Source organism: Shewanella marisflavi (assembly GCF_023283925.1).
Lineage (GTDB): Bacteria > Pseudomonadota > Gammaproteobacteria > Enterobacterales > Shewanellaceae > Shewanella > Shewanella marisflavi.
Map to the genome: position 1 here is coordinate 36,056 of NZ_JAKIKX010000002.1, position 23,586 is coordinate 59,641.

The following is a 23,586-nucleotide window of genomic DNA, read 5'->3' on the forward strand; positions in this document are numbered from 1 at the left end:
GTAGATGTTTTCGATAATTACCAATTGGTATAAAGAGCGATTTAGCGATCCCCAGGCAGTGACCTTAGTACTTATTTTGCTAGGGATCGCCTTGACCATCTATTTTGCGGGGGGCTTATTGGCGCCGCTGCTAGTGGCATTAGTGTTGGCTTTTTTGCTTGAATGGCCCGTGGCACAAATGGTGAGAATAGGAATAAACCGCACGACGGGAGCCTCTTTGGTATTGGTGCTGTTTGTGGGAGTGATGTTGCTTATTACCTTCGGGCTGGTGCCTAGTATCTGGAAGCAGGGGGTCGCCTTGGTGACAGACCTACCCACCATGCTGGATAAAGGTTTTATTACACTCAAAGGTTTTGTCGAGCGCTACCCACAGTTTTTAAGTGTAGAACAGCTTGATGCCTCGGTTGGTGAGATTAAAAAGCTGCTTGATACCCAACATATTTTTGATCTGGGCAAACAACTCCTCGGCTACTCGGCCTCTCTGTTGGTGCTTATGGTGTACGCGATTCTAGTGCCGCTATTGGTGTTTTTCTTCTTAAAAGATAAAGATGAGCTGATAAAAGGCAGTAAGCGCTTTATTCCTTCCAACCGTCAATTGGCTCGTAAGGTATGGGTAGAGATGAATCAGCAGATCTTTAACTATATTCGCGGCAAGGTGATTGAGATAGTGATCATCGGCGCGGCCAGTTATATCTTCTTTGCGGTGATGGACCTGCGTTATGCAGCCCTGCTTGGCGTGTTAACGGGATTTTCTGTACTCATCCCTTATGTGGGCGCGACCTTGGTAACTCTGCCTATTGCGCTGGTGGCCTTTTTTCAGTGGGGCCTGAGTCCTGAGTTTGGTTACCTGATGTTGGGGTATGGCATCATTCAGGCGCTTGATGGCAACCTCTTAGTGCCTATCCTCTTCTCCGATGCGGTGGATCTGCACCCTGTGTTTATTATCGCTGCGGTATTGATATTTGGTGGTCTTTGGGGGGTATGGGGCGTCTTTTTTGCGATTCCGCTCGCCTCCCTGGTAAAGGCTGTGGTCAATGCCTGGCCTAAGGTCGATAAAGGTGACCAGAATACTGAGCAGACAGCCAGTTAGTCGCCGATTGACTAGACCTAAGAGGGAGCCAGTTGGCTCCCTTTTTGTATCTTAGGTTCCCTTTTACTTTAAGGCTTGTTTAGCGGTAGCCGCTAAGGCGCGATAGACGAGCGTGGTTTGTTTGGCCTTGATGTTCCAGTGCTGCCAGAAAAGGGGCACGCTCATGGCGCAATTTGGCGCTATAACCTTCAGAGCCCCGCTTTGTAGCAAAGGCTCAGCCTGCAGGTGGCCGACCAAACCATAACCCATGCCTTGTATGATGGCCTCAAGAAAACTCTCAGATGAGGGAATTTGATGTTCGCGCCACTGCTCTGGCTCGATGGCGAAAAATTCGCCGAGAAACTTCTCATGTAACTTGTCTTTAGTGGAAAACACCACCGCCGGTGCCTGTCGCAGACTCTGTGGGGTCACGCCATCGGCAAAGTAACGCTGGATAAACGCTTGGGTGGCAACACATTGATACTCCATTTGTCCCAGGTATTCGCTGGAGCAGCCCGCTAGCGGTGCCTCTGTAGTGGTGACACAGCCTACGGCTTCACCGCTTTTAAGCAAGTGATGGGTATAGGATTCGTCGTCGACGATCAACTCTAACAACCAACGGTGGCGCTTAAACAGTTCGGCAATGGCGGGTAGAAACCAGGTGGCCAGGCTATCGGCATTTACGGCTATCTTAACCACTGTGGGCAGGGACGGATCGTCGGCATCTATCTCGGCGCTAAGCTCACTCTCAAGCAGACTCACCTGAGCATAGTGGCGCAGCAGACGTTTACCCATGGGGGTTGCCTGCACCGGATTACTGCGGATCAGCAAGGTTTGTCCCACACGCTCTTCCAGAGCCTTGATTCGTTGTGATACCGCAGATTGGGTAATGAAGAGTACCTTGGCGGCGCGTTCGAATCCCCCTTCGGTGATCACCACACTCAGGGCTTTTAAATGAGCATAATCCAGCATAAATGATCTCAATAGGTTTAATAAGCGTTGCTAATGATACATTAAAATTATTAGCTGTGTTTATTTATCCAGACTGGCTATGCTTGCCGCCATTGAGCAGTGACAAATTGATGGAGTGTAAAAAGTGCAAGCCTTTATTCAGGGGATTGGCGTTGGCAGCAGCTTAATTATCGCCGTGGGGGCACAAAATGCCTTTGTGTTGAAACAAGGGTTAAAGCAGTCGCATTCGCTGCCTATTGCAGCCCTGTGTTCTTTTATTGATGCGGTGATGATCACCGCCGGGGTTGCTGGTCTGGGCCACCTTATCCTGGCATTTCCGTTAATTAAGGATATCGCTAGCATTGGCGGCGCCATTTTCTTACTGGCTTATGGAGCCCGGGCTTTACGATCTTCGTTTCATGCCCAGGGACTGGATACGGAGGCAACGCAAGGAGCAGATACTCTGAGGGCGGCGATTTTAACGACGCTCGGTATAAGCTTGCTTAATCCTCATCTCTATTTAGATACCGTGGTGCTGCTGGGTAGTATCAGTACTCAGTTTGAGCAAGAGGATAGGCAACTGTTTGGAGCCGGTGCGGTGCTGGCGTCATTTGTGTGGTTTTTCGGTCTGAGCCTGGGGGCGAGATATTTAAGTCCGCTATTTAAACAACCTAAGGCATGGTGTTACCTGGATCGTTTTATCTGTCTCACCATGTGGAGCATAGCGGCGGCGTTATTATGGCCATACATCAAATAATTTAATCTAAAAAAAGCCGGCATCGCCGGCTTTTTTGATTTTCGTAAGTCAATGATTAACTGTTTTGTTGAATATAGTTCAACACTACTTCATGGTGATCTTTGGTCTTAAACTTATCAAATACATGGGCCACCTTGCCATCTTGTCCGATGAGGAAACTAAGACGGTGAATTCCATCGTAGATTTTACCCATAAACTTCTTTTCTCCCCAAACGCCAAAGGCGTCGGCGACAGCGTGATCCTCATCGCTGAGCAGGCTAAAGTTAAGTTCATGCTTGTCAGCGAAACGGCCAAGTTTAGCAACAGGATCTGGGCTAATCCCAAATACGGTTACCTTAAGGTTGTCTAGCTCAGGCTTGGTATCTCGCAGGCCACAGGCCTGAACGGTGCAGCCAGGGGTGAGTGCCTTGGGGTAAAAATAGACAAGCACAGGGCCCTGTTTAAGGGCATCTGCCAAACTGATGGCCTGATCATTTTGATTGTGCAAGGTAAAGTTTGGCGCGACATCGCCTTTCATTAAGGTCTTCATAGATCATCCTTAGGTTGTGTTTCGATACCCTGCATACGTTCGATATGGCAGCTTAGGTTCATCTCTTCGGCGAGAGAGGCGATATTTTGTTCGAGTTTTTCGATATCGACCTTTTCTGGCACATTGATAGTGAGGAACACATTCTGCACAGGCTCGCCATCTGGCGTTTCTTCGGCGTGGGAGCGAACGGCGGCAAGATCGAGCGAACGATCCGCCAGGAACTGGGTGATTCGATTCATGGTGCCGCGTTGGTCTTTACCGTTGAAGGTGACTTCGAGACGAGAGATATAGTTAGGCGGCGTGTGTTGTGAACAACGCTTCATAACAGTCAGCAGGCCGAGTTCTACACTCAGGGCTGGCAAGCTGGCTTCCATCTTAGTGATCGATGCCCAGGCGCCCGAAATCATCATGATCAGTGTAAACTCGCCACCAAAGAGAGCCATTCGGCTATCGACAATATCGCAGTCACATTCGCTTGCGAGTCTGGCAAATTTACTGACGATACCAGGACGATCTGAACCCAGTGCGGTAACGACCAGATGATTGGACATGAAACTCCCCCGTTGATTGGTAACTCGTTGTACAAATAAACGTCGATTGAATAATTCGTCGTTTTTAAGGAGGGTTATGCTAACACATGTTATCAGTTTTGAGATCCCTGTCGTGATAAAGAGTCAAACAATTGACCTACAGCGCCTGCTGTTATCATTCTCAATGATCTTGGGATACTTATGCTTGTTTTTACCTGTTAGCATCAGTACCATAGCCAGTCCTGAATCCTTGGGGAAATCACATGATAAACGGAAGCATCGTAGCCTTAATCACTCCCATGAATAGTGATGGCTCTGTCGATTACGCCAGTCTCGAGAAGCTGGTTGAATACCATATTGAGCAAGGTACTGACGCCATTGTTGCCGTTGGTACGACTGGCGAGTCTGCCACTTTACCTATTTCAGAACATATAGAGGTGGTTGCCCACACGGTTAAATTTGCCGCAGGAAGGGTACCCGTTATCGGCGGTAACGGTGCCAATGCGACCGCAGAAGCGATCGAACTGACCAAGGCTCAAGCCAACCTTGGGGTTGCGGCCATGTTAGGTGTAACGCCTTACTACAACAAACCCACGCCTAAGGGGCTTATCGCTCATTATCGTGCGGTAGCGGCGTCTACTGATATTCCGCAAATTCTTTACAATGTGCCCGGACGTACTGCAGTCGATATGCTGCCAGAAACCGTAGCTCAGTTGGTTGAAGTGCCCAATATCATTGGTGTTAAGGAAGCCACCGGCGACCTGAGTCGTGTCGCTAAGCTGCGTCAGCTTTGTGGTGACGACTTTATGCTTTACAGCGGTGATGATGCTACGGCGCGGGAATTTCTAACCTTAGGTGGTAATGGGGTTATTTCGGTGGCTAACAACATAGTGCCTAAGCAGTTTAAGTTAATGTGTGATGCTGCGCTAAAAGGTGATGTTGACGCTGCTCTGCAGGCAGAGGCACCGATGAAAGATCTGTTCAAAGCACTGTTTTGCGAAGCCAATCCCATTCCGGTTAAATGGGCCGCTCATCGTATGGGGTTGATTAGCCAAGGACATATTCGCTTGCCGTTAACGGAACTTTCTGATGAATATCATGGTCTGTTGCTAGAAGCGATGAAAAATGCCCGAATAGAGGTTCAATAATTAAATGCTAAAGCAAGTAACCCCAATCTTACTGGTTGCCGCCGTAACGGCTTGCAGTACACCTATCGACAGACGCCAGGCCAATGGCGATGACGACTATGCTAACGTGACTGTACAGCCTAAGCTGGTGATCCCGGCGGGATTGAATGAGCCTAAGTACAATACCGAATACGAGATCCCACAGGTCGGTCGCAAGGCTGATAAAAACCTGGTGGGTAAGAAGCTGGATATTCGTCCGCCGCTGCAAGTATTGCCTATGGCAGAAGGTACCCATGTAGAAGAATCCAGTGACAGCATTAAGATCGTGGTCGAGTCTATCGACAATGATATCGATCTGCGCACTGAAATTTTTGGTATCTTGGATGAATATTTTAATCAGCATAATATCAAGCTGGTAAAAGAAGACAGAGAAAGTGGCATCATCGAGACTGATTGGATAGAAAATCAAGAAGTTATTGAGACCTCTATGTGGGGCGCCGATGAGGTTTACTCTGTGCGTCAACGCTATCGATTCAGCGTAAATGTGCGTCCTCATGGCCGTAATGGTAATCTTGCTATCGAATTAATTGATCACGAAGAGAGCTTCGATGGTAAGGCGCAGGATATCTTGCTAACTGGTGAAGATAAGCGTCGTTACACCGTTGATATGCTTAACAGCACCATCGCCTACATGAGCATTAAGCGTGCTAAGGCGATTAAGGCCAAACGCTTACGTGATAGCCTGGGCATAGATGTTGAGATGGTGAAGGCGTCAGAAACGAGCGATGCTGAGACAGCCGAGATAAGTTACTGGTTAGCCGATGCTAGTTTCAGCCGTACTTGGGAGCGATTACGCCTGGTACTGCCAGAGATGGGCTTTGAAATTGTCGACATGGACAATAACAAGGGGCTTTACTATATCAATGTCAATGATGATTCAGGTTTCTGGAGCTCACTGTGGAGCGAGAAGAAGCTGCCGATAGAAGAGGGTTCTTATCGCTTGCAAATTGAGCAAGATAAAGTAGATGTGAGTAAGACACGCATCTATCTAAAAGATAAAGAAGATGAGCCTGTATCTAACGAGGTGGTCGAGGCCGTTTATAGCGGTTTAGCAGAGCTGATGAACGAAGATCGAAAAGTCAGATAATCCATTGCAGATATAAACTAGAAAAGAGGCCTTAGGCCTCTTTTTTTTGGGCCTGAAAAGGCTGTTGGCCGAAGGAAGCCAAGATTGCGGAAAACCTGATCCGTTAAGACAGAAACATAGTGAGTCGTTAGACGAAACAACTACCTCTTTGGTAGTGGCGAAAATGGCGGGTCAGCCATCTATGCCATATAGTTATTGAGATTGTCATTCATTAGTCTGATACCACAATAGCGCCGGAGTAGGCATGGGATCTAAGGTTCAACTGCAGGATGTCGAAGCTAAGTATTTAAAGGTGATTAGTGAATTTGCCATCGACATGCTTTCACTGAGTGGCGTGGAAGAGATCCTATGGCATTTGGCACAAAACGTGGTGTCACAACTTGGGTTCGATGATGTGGTGGTCTATCTATTGGATCAAGAGCGTGGATTGCTGGTGCAAAAGGCCACCTTCGGTGCGAAAAACCCCACAGCTCACGAGATCCTCGCGCCCATAGAGCTCAAAATCGGCGAGGGCGTTGTCGGCACTGTGGCCAAGACAAAGCAGCCTCTGATCGTCGCCGACACTCGCCAATTCCCTAATTATATTGTCGATGATGCCCCAAGGTTATCTGAGTTAGCCGTGCCCATGCTGGTAGACGGTGAGGTAATAGGAGTAATAGACACTGAGCATCCCAAGAAGAATTTCTACACGGCGCAGCATGAGCATATTTTATTTGCACTGGCGACTATCACGGCGCTGAAGATCCATCGAGCGAATAATCTGGTTAGCTTGCAAAAGCGGATAGAGGCGCTGGAGTACACCAGTAAGATCCAGGATACCCTGTTTGCGATCGCCGAGATCATCTTTGAGACAGATTCGATTAAACACTTCTATAGCAAGCTACATCAATGTATCTCTCGGCTTATTTTGGCGGACAATTTCTATGTCGCGCTAATGAGCGATGATGGTCACTTCTTACATTTCCCCTATCATGTGGATGAGTATGATGAGGTGCCTCAAGATGCCCAGTTCGCCATGTCGCCGGGGGAACTCGGTATCACAGGGTATGTGCTGCTGAAAAATAAGCCCTTGTTGGCAGATGAAAACAGGCTTAAGCAGATGGTGAGTGATGGGGATATAGTGATCAACGGCGCGCTCCCCCTTGCCTGGCTGGGTGTTCCTTTTGACAGTGATTCCTGTCGCGGCATTGTTGTGGTGCAGAGTTATCATGGTGATTACCGTTATCGTGAAGAGGATCTGCAGTTATTGGTTTTTGTCGCTAAACATATCTGTAACGCCATCGCCAGAATGCAGCTTAAGTCTCGTCTAACCGAATTAGCCCTGCAGGACAGTTTAACCAAGTTGCCTAATCGCAGTTTATTCATTGATCGTTTAGGCCAGGCGTTACGTACTATCACTCAGCCAGAAGAAAATGCGCCCCTTGGCTTCGGCCTGGTGTTCTTCGATATCGATCATTTTAAAGCGGTAAATGATGCTTACGGCCATCAAATTGGTGATGAGTTGCTTAAGTTGGTTGCTAATCGCGTCAGAGGGGCATTGCAAGCCCATGATACCCTCAGCCGCCTTGGGGGAGACCAGTTTGCGTTGCTGCTCGAAGGCATTAGCTCTCCCTCTGAATGCTATGACAGGGTTGAGGCGCTGCGCCAGCAGATGATGGAGGTGCATGATTTGGGGGGGATCTCTATTTCTCTCTCGTTTAGTTTGGGGATGGTGACCTGTTTTTCTCCGCACCAGAGTGAATCGTCGCTGATGCGCCAGGCCGACCAGGCGCTGCTAAGTGCTAAGTTGCAGGGGCGGGCGCAAATGTGTCAGTTTGACACGGAGCAGGAGAGTTGTGATGAGGAGCAATTGGCAGAAGCCTTCATGGAGGCAATTGCAAACGGTGAACTTTATTTGGAGTTTCAGCCCCTGTATCGCTTTAAGGATGGAAAACTGTTTGGCGCCGAGGCGCTGCTGCGTTGGCGACATCCTACACTTGGAATTATCTCGGCAAAGCGATTATTGCCTCAACTGAGGCACCAGGAAGGGTTAGATTCGTTAGATAACTATGTGGCGAAACAATTACTGGCGCTGCTGCAAGATCACCATGACGCTTTTCCGCAGGGTTTTAGGATCAGTCAGAATATTGCCTGTGATGGGCGCTATTTGCTCGACAGTTTAGAAGGGCAAGGCGAGCTGGGGGTTAAGCTTGCAAGCTTGTTAGCAATAGAAGTGGCTGAACCGAGTCTAGCCACCGAGATGGGGGAAGTGTCGGCGCTGATAGCCAGAGCGAAACGCCTTGGCATTCAAGTTAGTTTGGATGATGTTGGCGCAAGCCATGCAAGCCTTCATTATCTGCAGCGTTTCCGCTTCGATCGCCTAAAGATTGCGCGCAGCCTGATTAGTCCCATGGTGATGGCTTATGACAACAAGGTGATATTTGAAACCATTATTAACCTGGCCAATACACTCAATATTGAAACCGTAGCGCAAGGAATTGAAACACAAGAGCAGTATCAAACGATGCAGAGCTTAGGTTGCGACTATGGTCAGGGACAGTTTATGAATCCCTCTATGAGCGCAGAAAACCTATTGCTTATGCTGAAAGAGTCACCCTTTTATAGATGATATGTGCGAGTGTGACGAGGAATAGGGAATCCTCTCTGGTGTTGGAAAATCGCCCTGAGTGTAAACCAAGCGTTAAGTTTGTAAGCAAAAGTAAAACGCCTTGAAGCACTTAGATTACTAGGTAAACTACCGTTAACATAATGTGTATTCATTCGGAAGATTGATGAAAAAAACGATAATAATCTCAATACTTTTAGCGGCAGGCGCCGCCACCTACTATTTCAATCAACAGACGGAATCTACAACTAAACCACGTGCCAGGCCGACGCCAAATGTCGTGGTTGCTAAGGCTGAGATGCAGCCTATTCGCGACGAAGTCGAAGCCCTGGGTACGGGCAAGGCGAATGAGTCTATCACTGTGACGCCTAAGGTGACTGACATGGTCACCGAGTTAAATTTTGAAGACGGTCAACTGGTGGAAAAGGGCCAATTGCTGGTGCGTTTGCAAGATAGAGAGCAGATCGCCAGAGTGACAGTCGCCAAAGTTAAGATGAAAGATCATGAGCGCGAACTGGCTCGTATTAGTTCTTTGGTGACCAGCCAGACCGTTGCCGCCCTGGAGCGTGACAGGCTGCAAACCCTTATCGACACCGCTAAGGCAGAGCTGGAGCAGGCGGAGTCATCCCTTAAGGACAGACGGATCCGAGCGCCATTTTCGGGACGCTTGGGTCTACGGCAAGTGAGCCAGGGAAGCCTAGTGACACCTGGTACTGTGATCACCACCCTGGATGATATCTCCACCATCAAGCTCGACTTCTCGGTGCCTGAGCGTTTCTTACAGTCCTTGGCCATAGGCAAATCGGTTGAAGCCAGCGCTGTGGCTTTTGAGGGTGAACTCTTTACCGGCAAGGTTGTGTCGGTCGACAGCCGCGTTAATCCCATCACCCGCGCGGTGATGGTACGCGCTGAGATCGCTAACAAGGATCTACGTCTATTGCCGGGTATGTTGATGAAGGTGAAGCTTATTAAGCAGAGCCGAGATGCGCTCATTATTCCTGAAGCGGCGATTATTCCGATACAGAAGAATCATTTCGTCTACTTGGTTAATGATGAGAATGTGGTCGAGCGTCGTCAGGTACAAATCGGCTTGCGTAAACGCGGTTGGGTCGAGATTGTCGGCGGCGTAAACGTGGGTGAGCAGGTGATGGTGCGCGGTATTCTTAAAGTGCGTCCAGGCGATACCGTTAAGGTGCAGTTCAGCGAAAATTTTAGTTTTAGTCAACAAGCTAAGGTGGAGCCCCTAGTATGATCTTGACGGATTTGTCGGTAAAACGACCGGTTTTTGCGTCCGTCATCAGCATGTTATTGATCGCTTTTGGTCTGGTTTCTTTTGATAAACTGCCCTTAAGGGAATATCCCAATATCGATCCGCCGATAGTGTCGGTGCAAACAAACTACCGCGGCGCCAGTGCGGCCGTGGTAGAGAGTCGTATTACTCAATTGGTAGAGGACAGGATCAGTGGTGTTGAGGGGATCCGTAACATCAACTCTTCGAGTAGCGATGGTCGCTCCTCTGTAACCTTAGAGTTCGATGTGGGCCGCGATATTGAAGCGGCGGCTAACGATGTGCGAGACAGGATCTCAGGGCTACTCAACAACCTGCCAGAAGAGGCCGATCCACCAGAGGTGCAAAAGGCTAATGGTGGTGATGAGGTGATCATGTGGCTCAACCTGGTCTCAGATCAGATGAGTACCTTGCAGCTCACCGATTATGCCCGCCGTTATTTAGTCGACAGATTCTCGGTGATCGACGGCGTGGCAAACATCCGTATCGGCGGCGGCAAGGTTTACGCCATGCGGATCTGGATAGACCGTCAAGCCTTGGCAGCTCGTAACCTGACAGTGTCGGATATTGAATCTGTACTGAGATCAGAAAACGTCGAGCTGCCGGCCGGTTCGGTAGAGTCGAAAGACCGTCATTTCACCGTGCGTTTGGAGCGCACCTTTAAGACGGAAGAAGACTTTAGCAATCTGGTACTGGCTGAAGGGGAAGATGGCTATCTTATCAAACTTGGCGATGTGGCCAGGGTAGAGATTGGCTCAGAAGAGGAACGTATCACCTTCCGTGGTAACCGTGAGGCTATGATTGGTCTGGGGATCTCCAAGCAATCTACCTCTAATACCTTGGAAGTGGCCCGCGTCGCTAATGCACTGGTCGATAAGATCAACCCCACATTACCTGCTGGGATGGAGATCAAACGCTCTTACGACAGCTCTGTGTTTATCGAGGCCTCTATCAAGGAGGTGTATCAGACACTGTTTATCGCCATGTTCCTGGTGATAATCGTGATCTATCTGTTCCTTGGCAGTGTGCGCGCTATGTTGATCCCGGCGTTAACTGTGCCTGTGTCCTTAATGGCCACCTTTATCGTCCTCTATGCCTTGGGTTATACCATTAACCTGTTGACTCTGCTGGCGATGATCTTAGCCATCGGTATGGTGGTGGATGATGCCATCGTAGTGCTGGAGAACATTCACAGACGTATCGAAGAGGGCGACTCACCCCTCAAGGCCGCGTACTTGGGGTCCCGCGAAGTGGCGTTTGCCGTAGTGGCAACGACGCTAGTCCTCGTGGCCGTATTTATGCCGATCACTTTCCTTGAAGGGGATCTGGGCAAGCTCTTTAAAGAGTTTGCGGTAGCGATGAGCGCCGCGGTGATCTTCTCAAGCTTAGTGGCGCTGACCCTAAGCCCCATGATGTGTTCTAAGTTGCTTAAACCGGCAGGGCAAGACCCTTGGTTGGTGCGCAAAATCGATGCAGGGATGGACTGGCTGTCAAATGGTTATCAGGCGACCTTAAAGCGCGCCATGACCCATCCCTTTATCGTCAGTTCTCTGGTGGTTATTGCGTTAGGTCTCAGTGGCTACCTGATGACTAAGGTACCTCAGGAGTTTGCACCGAGGGAAGATAGGGGCTCTATGTTCCTGATCGTTAACGGTCCGCAGGGGGCGAGTTTTGAATATATCACGCCTTATATGGATGAGATTGAAGCACGCCTGATGCCGCTGGTAGAGAGTGGTGAGATTAAGCGACTGCTGATTCGTGCACCACGTGGTTTTGGTCGCAGCGCCAACTTCTCTAATGGTATGGCCATTATCGTGCTCGAAGACTGGGCAACACGTCGCAGTGCTTTTGAGATCATAGGCGATATACGCGGTCGCCTGTCTGATCTGGCTGGGGTGAGAGCATTCCCTGTCATGCGCCAGGCCTTCGGCCGAGGTGTGGGAAAACCTGTGCAGTTCGTTCTGGGCGGCCCAAGCTATGAAGAGATCGCCAAATGGCGTGATATCTTGCTGGAGAAGGCTAAGGAAAACCCTAACCTTGTCGGTTTAGATCATGACTATCAAGAAACCAAGCCACAGCTCAGGGTGGTGATCGATAAGGATAGAGCGGCGGATCTCGGGGTATCTATCTCTCACATCGGCCGAACCTTGGAGTCTATGCTGGGTTCGCGTCTGGTGACCACCTTCATGCGCGATGGTGAAGAGTATGACGTGATCATCGAGGGTAACCGGGATAATCAAAATACCGCCAGCGATCTGAGTAACATCTATGTTCGCTCTGACCGTAGTCGCGAGTTGATCCCGCTGGCAAACCTTGTCTCTGTTGAGGAGTTTGCCGACGCCAGCCAGCTGAATCGCTACAACCGTATGCGGGCGATCACCATAGAAGCCAACTTAGCCGATGGATATAGTTTGGGCGAGGCACTTAACTACCTCAACGATCTGGCTTACACCTATCTGCCAGCCGAAGCGGTGATCAGCTATAAGGGTCAGTCGCTCGATTATCAGGAATCGGGTAGCTCCATGTATTTCGTTTTCCTGTTAGCCTTGGGGATTGTCTTCTTGGTATTGGCGGCGCAATTTGAGAGCTACATTCACCCTATGGTGATCATGTTGACCGTGCCGTTGGCGACGCTGGGCGCACTGATTGGCCTTTGGTTAACTGGGCAGAGCCTAAATATCTATAGCCAGATAGGGATTATCATGTTGGTGGGCCTTGCAGCTAAAAATGGTATCTTGATTGTCGAATTTGCTAACCAATTAAGGGATAAAGGACTCGAGTTCGACAAGGCGATCATTCAGGCGGCCAGCCAGCGTCTGCGTCCTATCCTGATGACGGGGATCACGACGGCAGCGGGGGCCATACCTTTGGTTATGGCTCAGGGCGCCGGCGCAGAAACTCGTTTTGTGATCGGGGTAGTGGTGCTGTCGGGTATCATACTGGCGACCTTTTTTACACTCTTGGTGATCCCTGTCGCTTATGGCTTAATCGCCCGTAATACAGGTTCCCCAGAGGCGGTAAGTCAGCGCCTCGAAGAGGAGTTAAAACAGGATATGCGCAACTAGTTCTTAAAGGCCAATCGCAAGATTGGCCTTTTTATCGCTATCGTCTAGGAGTTTGACTTCAGGTGTTTAATTTCACCAACACCTAAGCATCGATAGACGACGGCATCGTATAGATGTGACAAAGCCTCTGTCAACCAAAGGCTTATTAACAAGGTGTACAGGCTATAGTAGAGTAGAGTGACACTTAGTTGCAGCAGGGAGATATGCAATGAGATTATCAATTGAGACTGAACAGCGACAGGTAACATCGAGCCCGGCGACGCTACAGAAGAATGCCATTCGAGTCGATGGACGTTTGAGCCTAAATCGAGAAACCCTCGATTTTAAGTCTTTTAGTGCCGACGGCCTCTATGGTCCTTATCATTTACCGCTCAAAGAGATAGTTAAGGTGGAGACCTGTTGGGGTAAGGGCGCGGGGATCTTGCCTATTACGCCAGATGGGATCCAGGTGAGTCTGAGTAATGGTGACAAATACCAGTTTATTGTGGCGAACCCCGAAACTTGGGTCGAGAGTCTCACGAGCTAATACGGATGATAACATCTGGCTACATGGGTAACCACAAGCGCCAATGTTTGGTTTCACAGTGATAAAAAAGGCTTACCTTGGTAAGCCTTTATCTTTTTTGGAAAGTCGATTATCGCTCATCTTATTGGCTGCGCTTAATTATCCTAGCTATTTGTCGCGTTTATCCGTATCAGCGGCGTCATCCCGATGCTTAGGGTCTGTCTGCTTCCCATCCGGATGAGAAGCGTCCTCAGGTTTTGGCACGCTTTGCTGCTTAGCACTCTTGTCTTCTGGTTTAGGTTTACCAAATGGCGGCAACTTAAACTTATTACTGTATTTGAGCACCGCCAAGTTGCTGGCGATGACACCAAGTACCAAGATGATTATGAGCCAAACTTCGAGACTCGACATCCGCTATCTCCCAGACGTTAGTTAGTCGACCGCCAGGCGGGCTTCGCAGATGCGAATATCTTCTGGAGTATCCACCTCTGGAGAGTCGAAGGCGCTGATCGCGACCTTGATCTTATAACCGTGTTCTAAGGCGCGTAATTGCTCCAACTTTTCGAGATCTTCCAGGCGACCTAGTGGTAATTTATTGAAGATGCGAACAAACTCACGGGTGTAAGCATAGACGCCAAGGTGCTTATACACAGGGTAATCCTGGGTATCGCGACCGAAAGGAATTCGTGCCCGTGAGAAATAAAGCGCGTTAAACTGGTTGTCGAACACCATCTTGACGTGTTTAGGGTCGTTAAGCTCATGCTCTTCGGTGATCTCATAGCCTAGGGTTGCCATGGCGAATTCGCCAGGGTGGCGCTCAAACAGGGTAATGATCTGTTCGATGGAGATAGGATCGATCAGCGGTTGATCGCCCTGAAGGTTGATCACCAGATCATCATCGGCCAAACCCAGTTGCGTGATAGCATCCTCAATCCTGTCGGTGCCTGATGCGGCGTTCTCATCTGTCATCACCACCTTACCACCGAAGGCTTCGACCGCCTCTTTAATACGCAGATCGTCGGTTGCCACATAAATGGCAGTTAAGCCTTTTGCCAGTGCCGCACGTTCGTATACGTGCTGGATCATGGGTTTACCGTTAATCGGCGCCAGTGGCTTCCCGGGAAATCGGCTTGAACCATAGCGAGCTGGGATTAACAGAGTCACATTCATTTGGATATACCTACCATTTACAGTTTCGCACAGTGTATATATAGAGAAGGGGCTCATTGAGAGCCCCTTACTCCTTGAGCTTACAGATTAGATACGACGGAACAGTTTAGTCAACATCTCGTCGGTAACTTTCTCTTCCCAGCCTTCGCCGTACACATTGGCCCATAGTGGTCCCATGCTCTTCGTAACGGCAACCATCTTAGCGATAGTTTCATCTGGCAGATCTTTACAGATGTTCTTTGGCAGAGTGATGTTGTGCTTGTCCATCATCTGACGGAACTCGGCAACGCCCTCAGGGTAGAACTCTTCCAGCACATCGAAGGCTAGGCAGTTACCGATACCGTGATGGTAACCCAGTACATAACCCAGACCGTAAGAGACCGCATGGCATGCACCGACTTGGCTATAAGCTATGCTCATGCCGCCCATGTAAGAGGCCATCATCAGCTTGTCATCTTTCTCTGGGTGATCGTCCAAGAAGACTTCACGGCATAGATCCATAGACTTTTCGGCGAAGGCCTTGGCAAACTCATTTAAGAAAGTACCTTGCAGTGACTCAACACAGTGGATGTAGCAGTCCATACCTGTGTAGAACCATTGGTCAGTCGGTACGCCGGCAATCAGCTCAGAGTCCATGATGATTTGGTCAAACACAGTATAATCTGAGTTTAAACCTAGCTTACGAACTGGGCCACATAGTACCGCGGTGCGAGACGCCTCGGCGCCGGTACCCGAAACGGTTGGGATTCCAATGTGGTGTACTGCAGGGTTCTTGATCAGATCCCAGCCTTGGTACATAGCGCTTCCGCCTGGGTTGGTCAGCATCAAAGAAACGGCTTTAGCAAGGTCCATGGTAGAACCGCCACCTAAACCGACTACGCTAACAGGTAGCTTGCCAGCAAAGGCTTGTACTTGTTCGGTTAACGAGTCAACCTGCTCTGTGGTTGGCTCTTCGTCCACATTGACGTAAATCACCAGATCATGGGGTTGGGCTGGAACGCGCTTGGCAAGCGGCTTATCTTGGTGAACATCATCAACCAGGAACACCACGAAATCGTCTGCTTGCTGACGTTCTTCACTCAGGACGGTATCTAGCTGAGCGAAAGAGCCACGACCAAAAATCATTTTTGGTACGCATTTGAAATTTTTAAAACTCATTACAACATTCTCCGTTGAGACTTCTACTGTAAAAAGTAACGTCGCGCGGCGTGTGGCCGACGCGACAGGTAAAATGAGTGACTTGAGACTTAGGCCGCAAAAGCACGCTTAATGTTTTCGATGCGCTGGGCGATCTCTTCTTCGCTCCAAGACAGCTTGATCAGCATCGAAATGGTGCGGCTCATGATGGCGTCTGACTTAGGCACGGACACCTGAGTATAATCAGGCTTGTCTTCGATTAATGTGATCGGTAGAGCAGCTGGTGACTTAAGCTCTTGAATGTGCTTCCAATTTGACAGGTAGTGCCAATTGTTTACATACCAGTAGAAGCAGCCGTCAACGCCATTTTCAGCCAGTTTTTTGCTGATCTCTTGGGTACGTTCTTCAGTTGGTAGCATAAAGCTTAGGAAGCCTGCTGAGTCGCCTTCAGGATCTGGGATCTCGCGGAAGCTGACTTCTGGCAGCTCTGCCATGGCATCTTTTAACAGCTTTTTGTTCTTACGCTGGATCTCGATAATGGTGTCTAGCTTACGCAGTTGGGCAAGACCCATAGCTGAGTTCATCTCAGAGATGCGGAAGTTCAGACCCATGATAGGGTGACCCTCGGCACCACGATCGTTACCAACATGATCGTGGCCATGATCTGAGAACATGTGGGCATGGTCATAGATGGTGTCGTTGTTGGTAATTACCGCGCCGCCTTCACCACAGGTGATGGTCTTGACCGAGTCAAACGAGTAGCATCCTACATCACCGATAGTGCCAAGAGCCTGACCCTTGTAGCTACCGCCGATCGCCTGACAGGCATCTTCGAGCAGCACTAAGTTATGCTTTTCACAGATGGCCTTGATCTCATCCATCTTGGCCATAGAACCACACATATGAACCAGGTTGATTGCTTTAGTGCGAGGTGTGATGGCGGCTTCGATACCTTCAGGCGACAGACACAAGGTTTCATCGATCTCAGCGAACACAGGAATGGCGCCAGCCATGAAGACAGCTTCGACAGAGGCGACGAAGGTAAAAGGAGGCACGATCACTTCATCGCCAGCACCAATGCCTGCAGCGGCCATCGCCGTTTGCAACGCAGCGGTACCGCTAGAGAGCAGGTGGGCGTGTTTGACATTCATCTTCTCGCAGAGCAGTTGCTCCATCTCACGCGTCTTCCAGCGGTCATTACGCATGTGATCAAAGTTGTAACGGAAGGTAAAACCGTTTTCCATTACGTCAGCAACTTCCTGTTTCTCTTCAGGACCAAATAATTCAAAACCAGGCATGGAATAGTTCCTTAGCATTCGCTGCGCCCGCGGCGCGAAAAATAAATCAATGCGAATTATAAACGCGATGGGTGTAAAACTGCGATGTTTATTAAGGAATATTTACTGAATTTAGCGGCTTTTTTTTGCTTTTGTTCGAGGGGAACTTAAGATAGCGCATGATTTAACCATCATGCGCCAAGCAGACGAGCTTTAGGAGCAAAAGCGGGTTAACGCTTACCTAAAGAATCGATATCTAGGGTGGCATCAAGATCTGTGAGTAGGCCGTTTTCGACACTGTAGATCCAGCCGTGTACTGATACATCCTGGCCTCGTTCCCAGGCATCTAGCACGATGGAGGTACTGGCGACATTGTGCACCTGCTCAACCACATTCAGTTCGCACAGGCGATCGAAGCGGGCTTTCTCATCCAGTTTGGCAAGTTCCTTTGAATGCAAGCGGTGGATATCACGAATGTGACCCAGCCAGTTGTCGATAAGCCCGAGTCTCTCATTGCCCATCGAGGCCTTAATGCCACCGCAACCATAGTGGCCCACCACCATGATATGTTTCACTTTGAGCACTTCCACCGCATACTGCAGCACTGACAGACAGTTAAGATCGGTATGAATCACCATATTGGCGATGTTGCGATGTACAAAAACCTCACCGGGCATAAGATCGATGATCTGGTTTGAAGGTACCCGACTGTCCGAACAGCCTATCCACAAATACTCGGGGTTTTGCTGCTGGGCGAGCTGTTGGAAGAAGTTAGGGTTCTCCTCCAGGATGCGGTTGGCCCAGCGGCGATTGTTGTCGAACAAAGGTTTAAGTAATTTCATTTAGTTAAAATCATGTCTATGAAGAAGATTTTGCAGGAACGCATTCTAGCACCAAAATTTTTCCCTGCTGGTCTACTCAGTATCGCTTGTCAGTCAGTGTTGTGAGTTAGCGCAAATGTTTTGCAAAAAAACTACTTAATTGCTGATTAATCCAGTCGCTCTGCTCTAAGGTCGAAATATGGCCGGCATCAGGAATATGCAAAAATTCACTGCCGTCGATGGCATCGTGCATCAAATAGGATTCCAGCACAGGTCTGGGTTTATCCTGAGTCCCTGTCATAATCAGTACGGGCAGGGTGAGTTGCTCGGCTTCTTCCATGATATCCCGGCGACCAAAGATAATGCGACCCAGGCGCGCTATGCTGTCGAGTCGCTCCGGTGGCAGGCTTGCCAGTGAGGCCTTAAAGCCGTCGATAAGTGCGGGTTGTTTGGCCTCAACATCGTCGGCGAAAAATAGCGGTGCTACCTGTTCGATGAGTGGCGTGGGTAGGTGTTTTGCGGCCACCATGGTATCTAAAATGCCATAGTATTTCGCTCGGCTAACCTCAGGCTCAAAACCGAGGAAACAGCCCATCATCACCAGTGTCTTTACGCGGCGCGGCGCCATCAGGGTCAGCTCTGCGCCCCACATACCGCCAACCGACAACCCCAAGATTGAAAACTCATCAATGCTCAGATTGTCCATTAGCGCCAGATAATGCTCGGCAAGATGTTTAAGAGAACGGCAGTCGCTTGGCAGGGGATCCGACGCTCCATGGCCCCAAAGTTCAGGCACGATACAGCGGTAGTGCTGACTAAGGTGGGCGATTTGCGGCGCCCACATGGCGCTGTCCCACAAATAGCTGTGGCCAAGCAGGAGTACCGGCCCTTGGCCGATATCCAGATAACTCATCTGCTGGCCTTTTAGGGTAAAACTGTGTCGGTAAGTTTCTAAATTCATTGATGATCACTCGTCAGTGTGCTTGCATTGAACCCATGAGGAGAGGGGGCTACATAATACACGTATTGGGCTACCAGCTCGTCAAGGCGAGCGAGAATAGCAGTTTTAAGAAGAATAGGTGCCTTTTGCAGTTGTGCCTCAAGCTTTTTTTTGTCGAAGGCTTTGAGGTATTGATCCGCAAGTGGAAAATAGCTCAGGTGCCAAGGCTCTGGGCTAACGCCACTCAGGCCTGCTTGATAGGGCAAATAGAAACCAAAGTCTGCTGCGTACTGCTTAAGCCAGAGATTCAGTTTGTGGCAAGGGCCTTGGGGGTCATATTCGCTGGCGATGAGCTGTAGCTTCTCACGGGTAATGGTATTGGCGTCGAATAGATCCAGATCTGTGCCCCAGTGATGGCGTGACATGCCAGGCAGCGCCGACCAGCAGAGAATGGCGTCAACAAGTTGAGCCTCGCTCAGGGCGTCGATGGCAATGGGCTGGGACTGGTGATTGAGTACCGGGCGCTGGCCACTGGCTTTAGCGTTCCAGATCCCAAGTTGACGCTCAAAGTCGCGGTAGCTAGAGCAGATGGCGATGGCGATATTGTCTTTGGCCGCCGCGGCCTGCATCTTAGCAAACTGCTCGGCGCACTCCGGGGCGAGTCTATGCCCCTGATAATCGTTCAGGGGCAATTCACCTTCGCCATAAAGTTTGTCACTTAACAAAGCAGTTTTTCCAAGATGCGTTCATAAACGAGGGCAAGTTGTTCGATATCATCAACCTTAACGCACTCATTGACCTTGTGGATGGTAGCATTGACTGGGCCTAACTCAATAACCTGGGCGCCTGTTGGGGCAATAAAGCGTCCATCTGAGGTGCCGCCTGAGGTTTGAGGGTCTGTGTCAGTGCCTGTGATCTCCTTGATCGCATCGCGAGTGGCATCGAGCAGCGGGCCTGCATCGGTGAGAAAAGGCAGGCCGTTGAAAATCCAGCTGATCTCATAATCCAGTCCGTGGGCATCGAGGATATTCAGCACACGTTGAATTAAGATCTCGGCGGTAACCTCTGTGGAATAACGGAAGTTAAACATCACCTCTAGGTTGCCCGGGATCACGTTAGAGGCACCGGTACCACCATTGATATTGGCTATCTGAAAACTGGTAGGCGGGAAAAACTCATTACCATTGTCCCACTTCATTTTCGCCAGTTCATCAAGGGCTGGCGCGGCCTTATGGATAGGGTTGTCGGCCAGGTGTGGATAGGCAACATGTCCCTGTATGCCTTTGACCGTCAGGTTGCCTGTCAGACTGCCGCGGCGACCATTTTTAACGATATCCCCCAGCTTATGGGTGGAGGAGGGTTCACCGACCAGCGACCAGGTGATCTTCTCATTGCGCGCTTCTAAGGTGTCTATCACTCGGGTCGTACCATTGATGAAAGGACCTTCCTCATCGCTGGTGATCAGAAAGGCGATAGAGCCCTTGTGATCAGGATGTTTATCGACAAATCGCTCTGTGGCCACCACCATGGCAGCAAGAGAGCCTTTCATATCGGCAGCGCCACGCCCATGAAGGTAACCGTCGATCACCACGGGATCGAATGGTGGTGTATGCCAGCGATTAAGATCGCCAACTGGCACTACATCTGTGTGACCGGCAAAGCAGAACACCGGGCCCTGATCGCCACGTCGTGCCCACATGTTGGTGGTGTCTTCAAACACCATAGATTCTATGTTGAACCCTTTTGCCTTAAGTCGATCAGCCATTAAAGGTTGACACCCTTCATCGAGGGGCGTTACTGAGGCTCTGGCAATAAGGTCTTGTGCCAGTGTAAGGACATCCTGACTCATTAGCGGAAGATCTCCTCATATTGCGCCGGTTTAAAACCGACACTCACCTTGCCTTGATGTTCCAGCACAGGACGTTTGATGAGAGTGGGATAGGTGAGCATGAGATCGATTGCTTTGGTTTGGTCGATATCGGCCTTTTCTGCGTCACTTAGATTACGAAAACTGGTGCTGCGCTTATTAAACAGGCTTTCCCAGCCGACTTGCTCAGTCCATGACTCAATCTGCTGCTGAGTTAATCCATCGACACGAAAATCGTGGAAGGTCACGCTCTGTTGATTGGCTTCAAGCCATTTGAGTGCCTTTTTTACTGTGTCGCAATTTTTAATGCCGTATAGGGTCACAATCTGATTCTCCTTGTTTGGGCCGTTTCGCTGTACGCCAAAGGCCAACATCACTTTGCCGTCATTGTGGCACCGAGTCGAGCCTGTCTCAAGTGACGGTTATGGGATGAGTGGTTATTTGAAAAAAAATCACTCAAGGGTATAAGTGATCCGGCGATAGCAAGGCTAAGCGCCGGTAACTGATGAAAGGGTTATAGCTGAACCGAGAAGATAACATCTTTACCGGCTTCGATGCTGCCGTGACGCTTATCTAGTCCCTGAATATCTTCCATGTTTGCCAGCACGACTGGGGTTAGCAGGCTTTCCACATGGGCCTTTAGGTACTCGAGATCAAACTCTAAGATGGGTTCACCGACTTTTACCTGCTGGCCTTCCTCGGCAAGGCGAGTAAAGCCATTACCTCTGAGTTCGACCGTACCAACACCAAAATGCACGAAAAGTTCTAGCCCTTGGGGCGACTCGATACTGAAGGCGTGGTTGGTCTCAAATATCTTGCCTATGGTGCCATCGATTGGGGCCACTATCTGCTTGCCCTTAGGTGCAATGGCAATACCGTCGCCGACAATTTTTTCGGCAAAAACCACATCCGGTACCTTTTCAATGGCCACGATTTCGCCTGAGACAGGGGCGAACACATCAATGCCACCTGTGACAGGCGGTTGACCAGAAATTAAACGTCTTATGCGGCTTAAAAATCCCATAGATTTGCCTCTGTGCTTCCACGCTGGTGAGTCATTTTTATTTTATGCTTAGCATACTCAAAAATTATGAAGAGTGACAGTGTGTTAATAATTGATTTAAGGCGTCTATCCGCGAAATTTGTAGGGCTTTTTGCGCCAAGGTCACACAATCTTGGTGGGACCAACGACTGAGTTCTTCTTTTACCTCAAGCAAAGACGCTAGGTTGACACTGAATTCATCTAGCCCAAGACCCACTAAAAGCGCCGCGGCTTTAGGGTTGCTGGCGAGCTCGCCACACATGGATACGCGGACGTTGGCCGCCTTGGCGCAGTCTATTGTCTGAGCGATAAGGCGTATGATCGCCGGTGACAGCACAGGGTATTGGTCAATCAGCAACGGATTGCTGCGATCGGCTGCCATGGTATATTGCGTAAGATCATTGGTGCCTATGCTGACAAAGTCGAGCAACGGCAGCATGGACTCCAGGTTAAAGACGGCAGCGGGTGTTTCTACCACTATGCCGATCTCCAATTCGCCATAACCTTTCTCTGCCTCAACGAGCGCCTGTTTACATTGTTCAAGCAAGGTGAGAATCGCCTCTAGTTCCTCTACTTGATTGACCATAGGGAACATCAAGCGGATGGGGCCATGGTTGGCGGCCCTTAAAATGGCGCGTAACTGGGCGGCAAAAAGCTCTGGATGGGCCAGGGTATAGCGTACACCTCTTAGCCCAAGTGCCGGATTTTCCTCTGCGGTCATGGCGAGGGTGGGCACCTCTTTATCGGCGCCAATATCCATACTTCTGATGGTCAGCGGCTTTCCATCGAGCAGTTGTAAGGCGTCACAGTAGAGTTGATACTGCCTGTTCTCGTCAGGGAGTTCATGATTATTCATGAACATAAACTCGGTGCGAAACAGGCCGACCCCTTCGGCGCCAACATCAGCTAAATGATTGACCTCGCTGATACAACCCACATTGGCAAGCAGTGGGATAGGGCGGCCATCGGCAGTTTGGGTCACATTGCCTTTGAGTGCCTGCAGCGCCGACTTGCGCTCATCGGCCTGTTGCTTTTGCGCCGCTAGATATTCAATTTGTTCCGGCTTGGGGGCGAGATAGAGTTCACCATTGATGGCATCAACCGCCAGCGCCTGACCATCGGTCACCTCCAAGGTTTGCCAGGGACAGCTCATCAGGGTCGGGATCCCGGCGCTGCGCGCTAAGATAGCCGTATGACTGGTCACCCCGCCAGTTTGTAATACTAAGGCACTGACGCGTTCCAGGGGCAGGGTGGCAAACTCTGCCGGGGTGATATCTTTTGCCAGTACGATGGCGTTTTCAGGTAGTCGACTGAGATTATCACAGTGACCCGTAAGCAAAATTCGGATCAATCGCTGGCCAAGGCTCAACACATCTTCTGCGCGCCTGGCCATATAAGGAGAGTCGATCTCTTGCATTGCCTGCGCCTGTTTGGCGAAAGTATGCTCGACTGCCAGGGCCGCTGAAAATTGTCGCTGGCCAATGGTATCGCTGAGTTCAGCCAATAACTCTTCATCTTCCAGTAACATCAAATCCGCTTGGATTAGCTGGTAGTTTTCTGAGTCGGGATCTAACTTATCGGCGCTGGACTGGCTCTGTTTTATCAGGGCTTTGAGCGCTCGGTTGAGACGTTGTTGTTCGCGGCTAAGTTGATCAGGAGGGAGAAGATGATAATCGAGTTTACTTTCTTGGGTACGTAGGACCTTTGCCTGTCCAAATGCGATGCCTGCTGATACCGCTATGCCTCGAATGGTCATCAT

22 protein-coding genes are annotated in these 23,586 nt (G+C 49.7%); 8 read left to right on the forward strand and 14 right to left on the reverse strand.

Annotation, left to right across the window (positions count from 1 at the left end):
• Positions 1 to 4: 4 nt before the first annotated feature.
• Positions 5 to 1,090, forward strand: coding sequence for an AI-2E family transporter (locus tag L2712_RS05030; RefSeq protein ID WP_088904718.1), 1,086 nt, complete (start codon positions 5 to 7; stop codon positions 1,088 to 1,090).
• Positions 1,091 to 1,153: 63 nt separating this feature from the next.
• Here the strand turns inward: L2712_RS05030 and L2712_RS05035 are convergent, their stop codons facing one another.
• The gene (locus tag L2712_RS05035; RefSeq protein ID WP_248977084.1) at positions 1,154 to 2,041 is read right to left on the reverse strand and encodes a LysR family transcriptional regulator ArgP; all 888 of its coding nucleotides are present in this window, start codon (positions 2,039 to 2,041) and stop codon (positions 1,154 to 1,156) included.
• Positions 2,042 to 2,165: 124 nt separating this feature from the next.
• Here L2712_RS05035 and L2712_RS05040 point away from each other — a divergent pair, with 124 nt between their 5' ends.
• Positions 2,166 to 2,777 (forward strand): LysE/ArgO family amino acid transporter, encoded by a 612-nt coding sequence (locus L2712_RS05040; protein WP_248977085.1) that lies wholly within the window; start codon positions 2,166 to 2,168, stop codon positions 2,775 to 2,777.
• Positions 2,778 to 2,832: 55 nt separating this feature from the next.
• On the opposite strand, the gene bcp is transcribed toward L2712_RS05040, so the two are convergent.
• Positions 2,833 to 3,306, reverse strand: coding sequence for a thioredoxin-dependent thiol peroxidase (bcp, locus tag L2712_RS05045; protein WP_088904716.1), 474 nt, complete (start codon positions 3,304 to 3,306; stop codon positions 2,833 to 2,835).
• Entirely contained in the window at positions 3,303 to 3,857 is a 555-nt protein-coding gene (locus tag L2712_RS05050) for a glycine cleavage system transcriptional repressor (protein ID WP_033538371.1), read from the reverse strand. The genes bcp and L2712_RS05050 overlap by 4 nt, the downstream gene beginning before the upstream one ends.
• A 242-nt stretch (positions 3,858 to 4,099) precedes the next feature.
• Here L2712_RS05050 and dapA point away from each other — a divergent pair, with 242 nt between their 5' ends.
• The 6 genes from dapA to L2712_RS05080 all read left to right on the forward strand — a co-directional run bounded on the left by dapA (position 4,100) and on the right by L2712_RS05080 (position 13,594).
• Positions 4,100 to 4,984 (forward strand): 4-hydroxy-tetrahydrodipicolinate synthase, encoded by an 885-nt coding sequence (gene dapA / locus L2712_RS05055; RefSeq protein WP_033538372.1) that lies wholly within the window; start codon positions 4,100 to 4,102, stop codon positions 4,982 to 4,984.
• Between the two features lie 4 nt (positions 4,985 to 4,988).
• The gene (gene bamC, locus L2712_RS05060; protein ID WP_033538373.1) at positions 4,989 to 6,110 is read left to right on the forward strand and encodes an NlpB/DapX family lipoprotein; all 1,122 of its coding nucleotides are present in this window, start codon (positions 4,989 to 4,991) and stop codon (positions 6,108 to 6,110) included.
• 244 nt (positions 6,111 to 6,354) lie between these two features.
• On the forward strand, positions 6,355 to 8,718 hold the full coding sequence (locus tag L2712_RS05065; RefSeq protein ID WP_248977086.1) for an EAL domain-containing protein: 2,364 nt from the start codon (positions 6,355 to 6,357) through the stop codon (positions 8,716 to 8,718).
• 163 nt (positions 8,719 to 8,881) lie between these two features.
• On the forward strand, positions 8,882 to 9,967 hold the full coding sequence (locus L2712_RS05070; RefSeq protein WP_033538375.1) for an efflux RND transporter periplasmic adaptor subunit: 1,086 nt from the start codon (positions 8,882 to 8,884) through the stop codon (positions 9,965 to 9,967).
• Complete coding sequence (locus L2712_RS05075; RefSeq protein ID WP_248977087.1) at positions 9,964 to 13,068, forward strand: efflux RND transporter permease subunit; 3,105 nt, start codon at positions 9,964 to 9,966, stop codon at positions 13,066 to 13,068. Before L2712_RS05070 ends, L2712_RS05075 begins: the two co-directional genes overlap by 4 nt.
• A 208-nt stretch (positions 13,069 to 13,276) precedes the next feature.
• Positions 13,277 to 13,594 carry a hypothetical protein gene (locus tag L2712_RS05080; RefSeq protein WP_248977088.1) on the forward strand — a complete coding sequence of 106 codons (318 nt, stop codon included), beginning with the start codon at positions 13,277 to 13,279 and terminating at the stop codon, positions 13,592 to 13,594.
• Between the two features lie 147 nt (positions 13,595 to 13,741).
• Here the strand turns inward: L2712_RS05080 and L2712_RS05085 are convergent, their stop codons facing one another.
• The 11 genes from L2712_RS05085 to ptsP form a co-directional block, all read right to left on the reverse strand.
• Positions 13,742 to 13,984, reverse strand: coding sequence for a DUF2897 family protein (locus L2712_RS05085; RefSeq protein WP_248977089.1), 243 nt, complete (start codon positions 13,982 to 13,984; stop codon positions 13,742 to 13,744).
• A 21-nt stretch (positions 13,985 to 14,005) separates the two neighbouring features.
• Positions 14,006 to 14,743 carry an 8-amino-3,8-dideoxy-manno-octulosonate cytidylyltransferase KdsB gene (gene kdsB / locus L2712_RS05090; RefSeq protein ID WP_088904709.1) on the reverse strand — a complete coding sequence of 246 codons (738 nt, stop codon included), beginning with the start codon at positions 14,741 to 14,743 and terminating at the stop codon, positions 14,006 to 14,008.
• Positions 14,744 to 14,830: 87 nt separating this feature from the next.
• On the reverse strand, positions 14,831 to 15,901 hold the full coding sequence (kdnB, locus tag L2712_RS05095; protein WP_033538379.1) for a 3-deoxy-alpha-D-manno-octulosonate 8-oxidase KdnB: 1,071 nt from the start codon (positions 15,899 to 15,901) through the stop codon (positions 14,831 to 14,833).
• 89 nt (positions 15,902 to 15,990) lie between these two features.
• Positions 15,991 to 17,178, reverse strand: a complete 1,188-nt coding sequence (kdnA, locus tag L2712_RS05100) for an 8-amino-3,8-dideoxy-alpha-D-manno-octulosonate transaminase KdnA (protein WP_033538380.1) — start codon at positions 17,176 to 17,178, stop codon at positions 15,991 to 15,993.
• A 209-nt stretch (positions 17,179 to 17,387) separates the two neighbouring features.
• Positions 17,388 to 17,999: a carbonate dehydratase gene (gene can, locus L2712_RS05105; RefSeq protein ID WP_248977090.1), complete on the reverse strand. Its 612-nt coding sequence runs from the start codon at positions 17,997 to 17,999 to the stop codon at positions 17,388 to 17,390.
• A 106-nt stretch (positions 18,000 to 18,105) separates the two neighbouring features.
• Positions 18,106 to 18,939, reverse strand: a complete 834-nt coding sequence (locus L2712_RS05110; protein ID WP_248977091.1) for an alpha/beta fold hydrolase — start codon at positions 18,937 to 18,939, stop codon at positions 18,106 to 18,108.
• Complete coding sequence (locus L2712_RS05115; RefSeq protein WP_248977092.1) at positions 18,936 to 19,643, reverse strand: M15 family metallopeptidase; 708 nt, start codon at positions 19,641 to 19,643, stop codon at positions 18,936 to 18,938. The genes L2712_RS05110 and L2712_RS05115 overlap by 4 nt, the downstream gene beginning before the upstream one ends.
• Positions 19,637 to 20,767: a succinyl-diaminopimelate desuccinylase gene (gene dapE / locus L2712_RS05120; RefSeq protein WP_088904705.1), complete on the reverse strand. Its 1,131-nt coding sequence runs from the start codon at positions 20,765 to 20,767 to the stop codon at positions 19,637 to 19,639. The genes L2712_RS05115 and dapE overlap by 7 nt, the downstream gene beginning before the upstream one ends.
• Positions 20,767 to 21,108: an ArsC family reductase gene (locus tag L2712_RS05125; protein ID WP_487250777.1), complete on the reverse strand. Its 342-nt coding sequence runs from the start codon at positions 21,106 to 21,108 to the stop codon at positions 20,767 to 20,769. Before L2712_RS05125 ends, dapE begins: the two co-directional genes overlap by 1 nt.
• A gap of 191 nt (positions 21,109 to 21,299) precedes the next feature.
• Positions 21,300 to 21,809: a PTS glucose transporter subunit IIA gene (gene crr / locus L2712_RS05130; RefSeq protein WP_033538384.1), complete on the reverse strand. Its 510-nt coding sequence runs from the start codon at positions 21,807 to 21,809 to the stop codon at positions 21,300 to 21,302.
• Positions 21,810 to 21,873: 64 nt separating this feature from the next.
• On the reverse strand, positions 21,874 to 23,583 hold the full coding sequence (ptsP, locus tag L2712_RS05135; protein WP_248977391.1) for a phosphoenolpyruvate--protein phosphotransferase: 1,710 nt from the start codon (positions 23,581 to 23,583) through the stop codon (positions 21,874 to 21,876).
• Between the last annotated feature and the right edge of the window lie 3 nt (positions 23,584 to 23,586).

Coding starts and splice junctions, on each gene's coding strand:
- L2712_RS05030 (WP_088904718.1), top strand. CDS start 5: ATGTTTTCGATAATTACCAATTGGTATAAAGAGCGATTTAGCGATCCC.
- L2712_RS05035 (WP_248977084.1), bottom strand. CDS start 2,041: ATGCTGGATTATGCTCATTTAAAAGCCCTGAGTGTGGTGATCACCGAA.
- bcp (WP_088904716.1), bottom strand. CDS start 3,306: ATGAAGACCTTAATGAAAGGCGATGTCGCGCCAAACTTTACCTTGCAC.
- L2712_RS05050 (WP_033538371.1), bottom strand. CDS start 3,857: ATGTCCAATCATCTGGTCGTTACCGCACTGGGTTCAGATCGTCCTGGT.
- dapA (WP_033538372.1), top strand. CDS start 4,100: ATGATAAACGGAAGCATCGTAGCCTTAATCACTCCCATGAATAGTGAT.
- bamC (WP_033538373.1), top strand. CDS start 4,989: ATGCTAAAGCAAGTAACCCCAATCTTACTGGTTGCCGCCGTAACGGCT.
- L2712_RS05065 (WP_248977086.1), top strand. CDS start 6,355: ATGGGATCTAAGGTTCAACTGCAGGATGTCGAAGCTAAGTATTTAAAG.
- L2712_RS05070 (WP_033538375.1), top strand. CDS start 8,882: ATGAAAAAAACGATAATAATCTCAATACTTTTAGCGGCAGGCGCCGCC.
- L2712_RS05075 (WP_248977087.1), top strand. CDS start 9,964: ATGATCTTGACGGATTTGTCGGTAAAACGACCGGTTTTTGCGTCCGTC.
- L2712_RS05080 (WP_248977088.1), top strand. CDS start 13,277: ATGAGATTATCAATTGAGACTGAACAGCGACAGGTAACATCGAGCCCG.
- L2712_RS05085 (WP_248977089.1), bottom strand. CDS start 13,984: ATGTCGAGTCTCGAAGTTTGGCTCATAATCATCTTGGTACTTGGTGTC.
- kdsB (WP_088904709.1), bottom strand. CDS start 14,743: ATGAATGTGACTCTGTTAATCCCAGCTCGCTATGGTTCAAGCCGATTT.
- kdnB (WP_033538379.1), bottom strand. CDS start 15,901: ATGAGTTTTAAAAATTTCAAATGCGTACCAAAAATGATTTTTGGTCGT.
- kdnA (WP_033538380.1), bottom strand. CDS start 17,178: ATGCCTGGTTTTGAATTATTTGGTCCTGAAGAGAAACAGGAAGTTGCT.
- can (WP_248977090.1), bottom strand. CDS start 17,999: ATGAAATTACTTAAACCTTTGTTCGACAACAATCGCCGCTGGGCCAAC.
- L2712_RS05110 (WP_248977091.1), bottom strand. CDS start 18,939: ATGAATTTAGAAACTTACCGACACAGTTTTACCCTAAAAGGCCAGCAG.
- dapE (WP_088904705.1), bottom strand. CDS start 20,767: ATGAGTCAGGATGTCCTTACACTGGCACAAGACCTTATTGCCAGAGCC.
- crr (WP_033538384.1), bottom strand. CDS start 21,809: ATGGGATTTTTAAGCCGCATAAGACGTTTAATTTCTGGTCAACCGCCT.
- ptsP (WP_248977391.1), bottom strand. CDS start 23,583: ATGACCATTCGAGGCATAGCGGTATCAGCAGGCATCGCATTTGGACAG.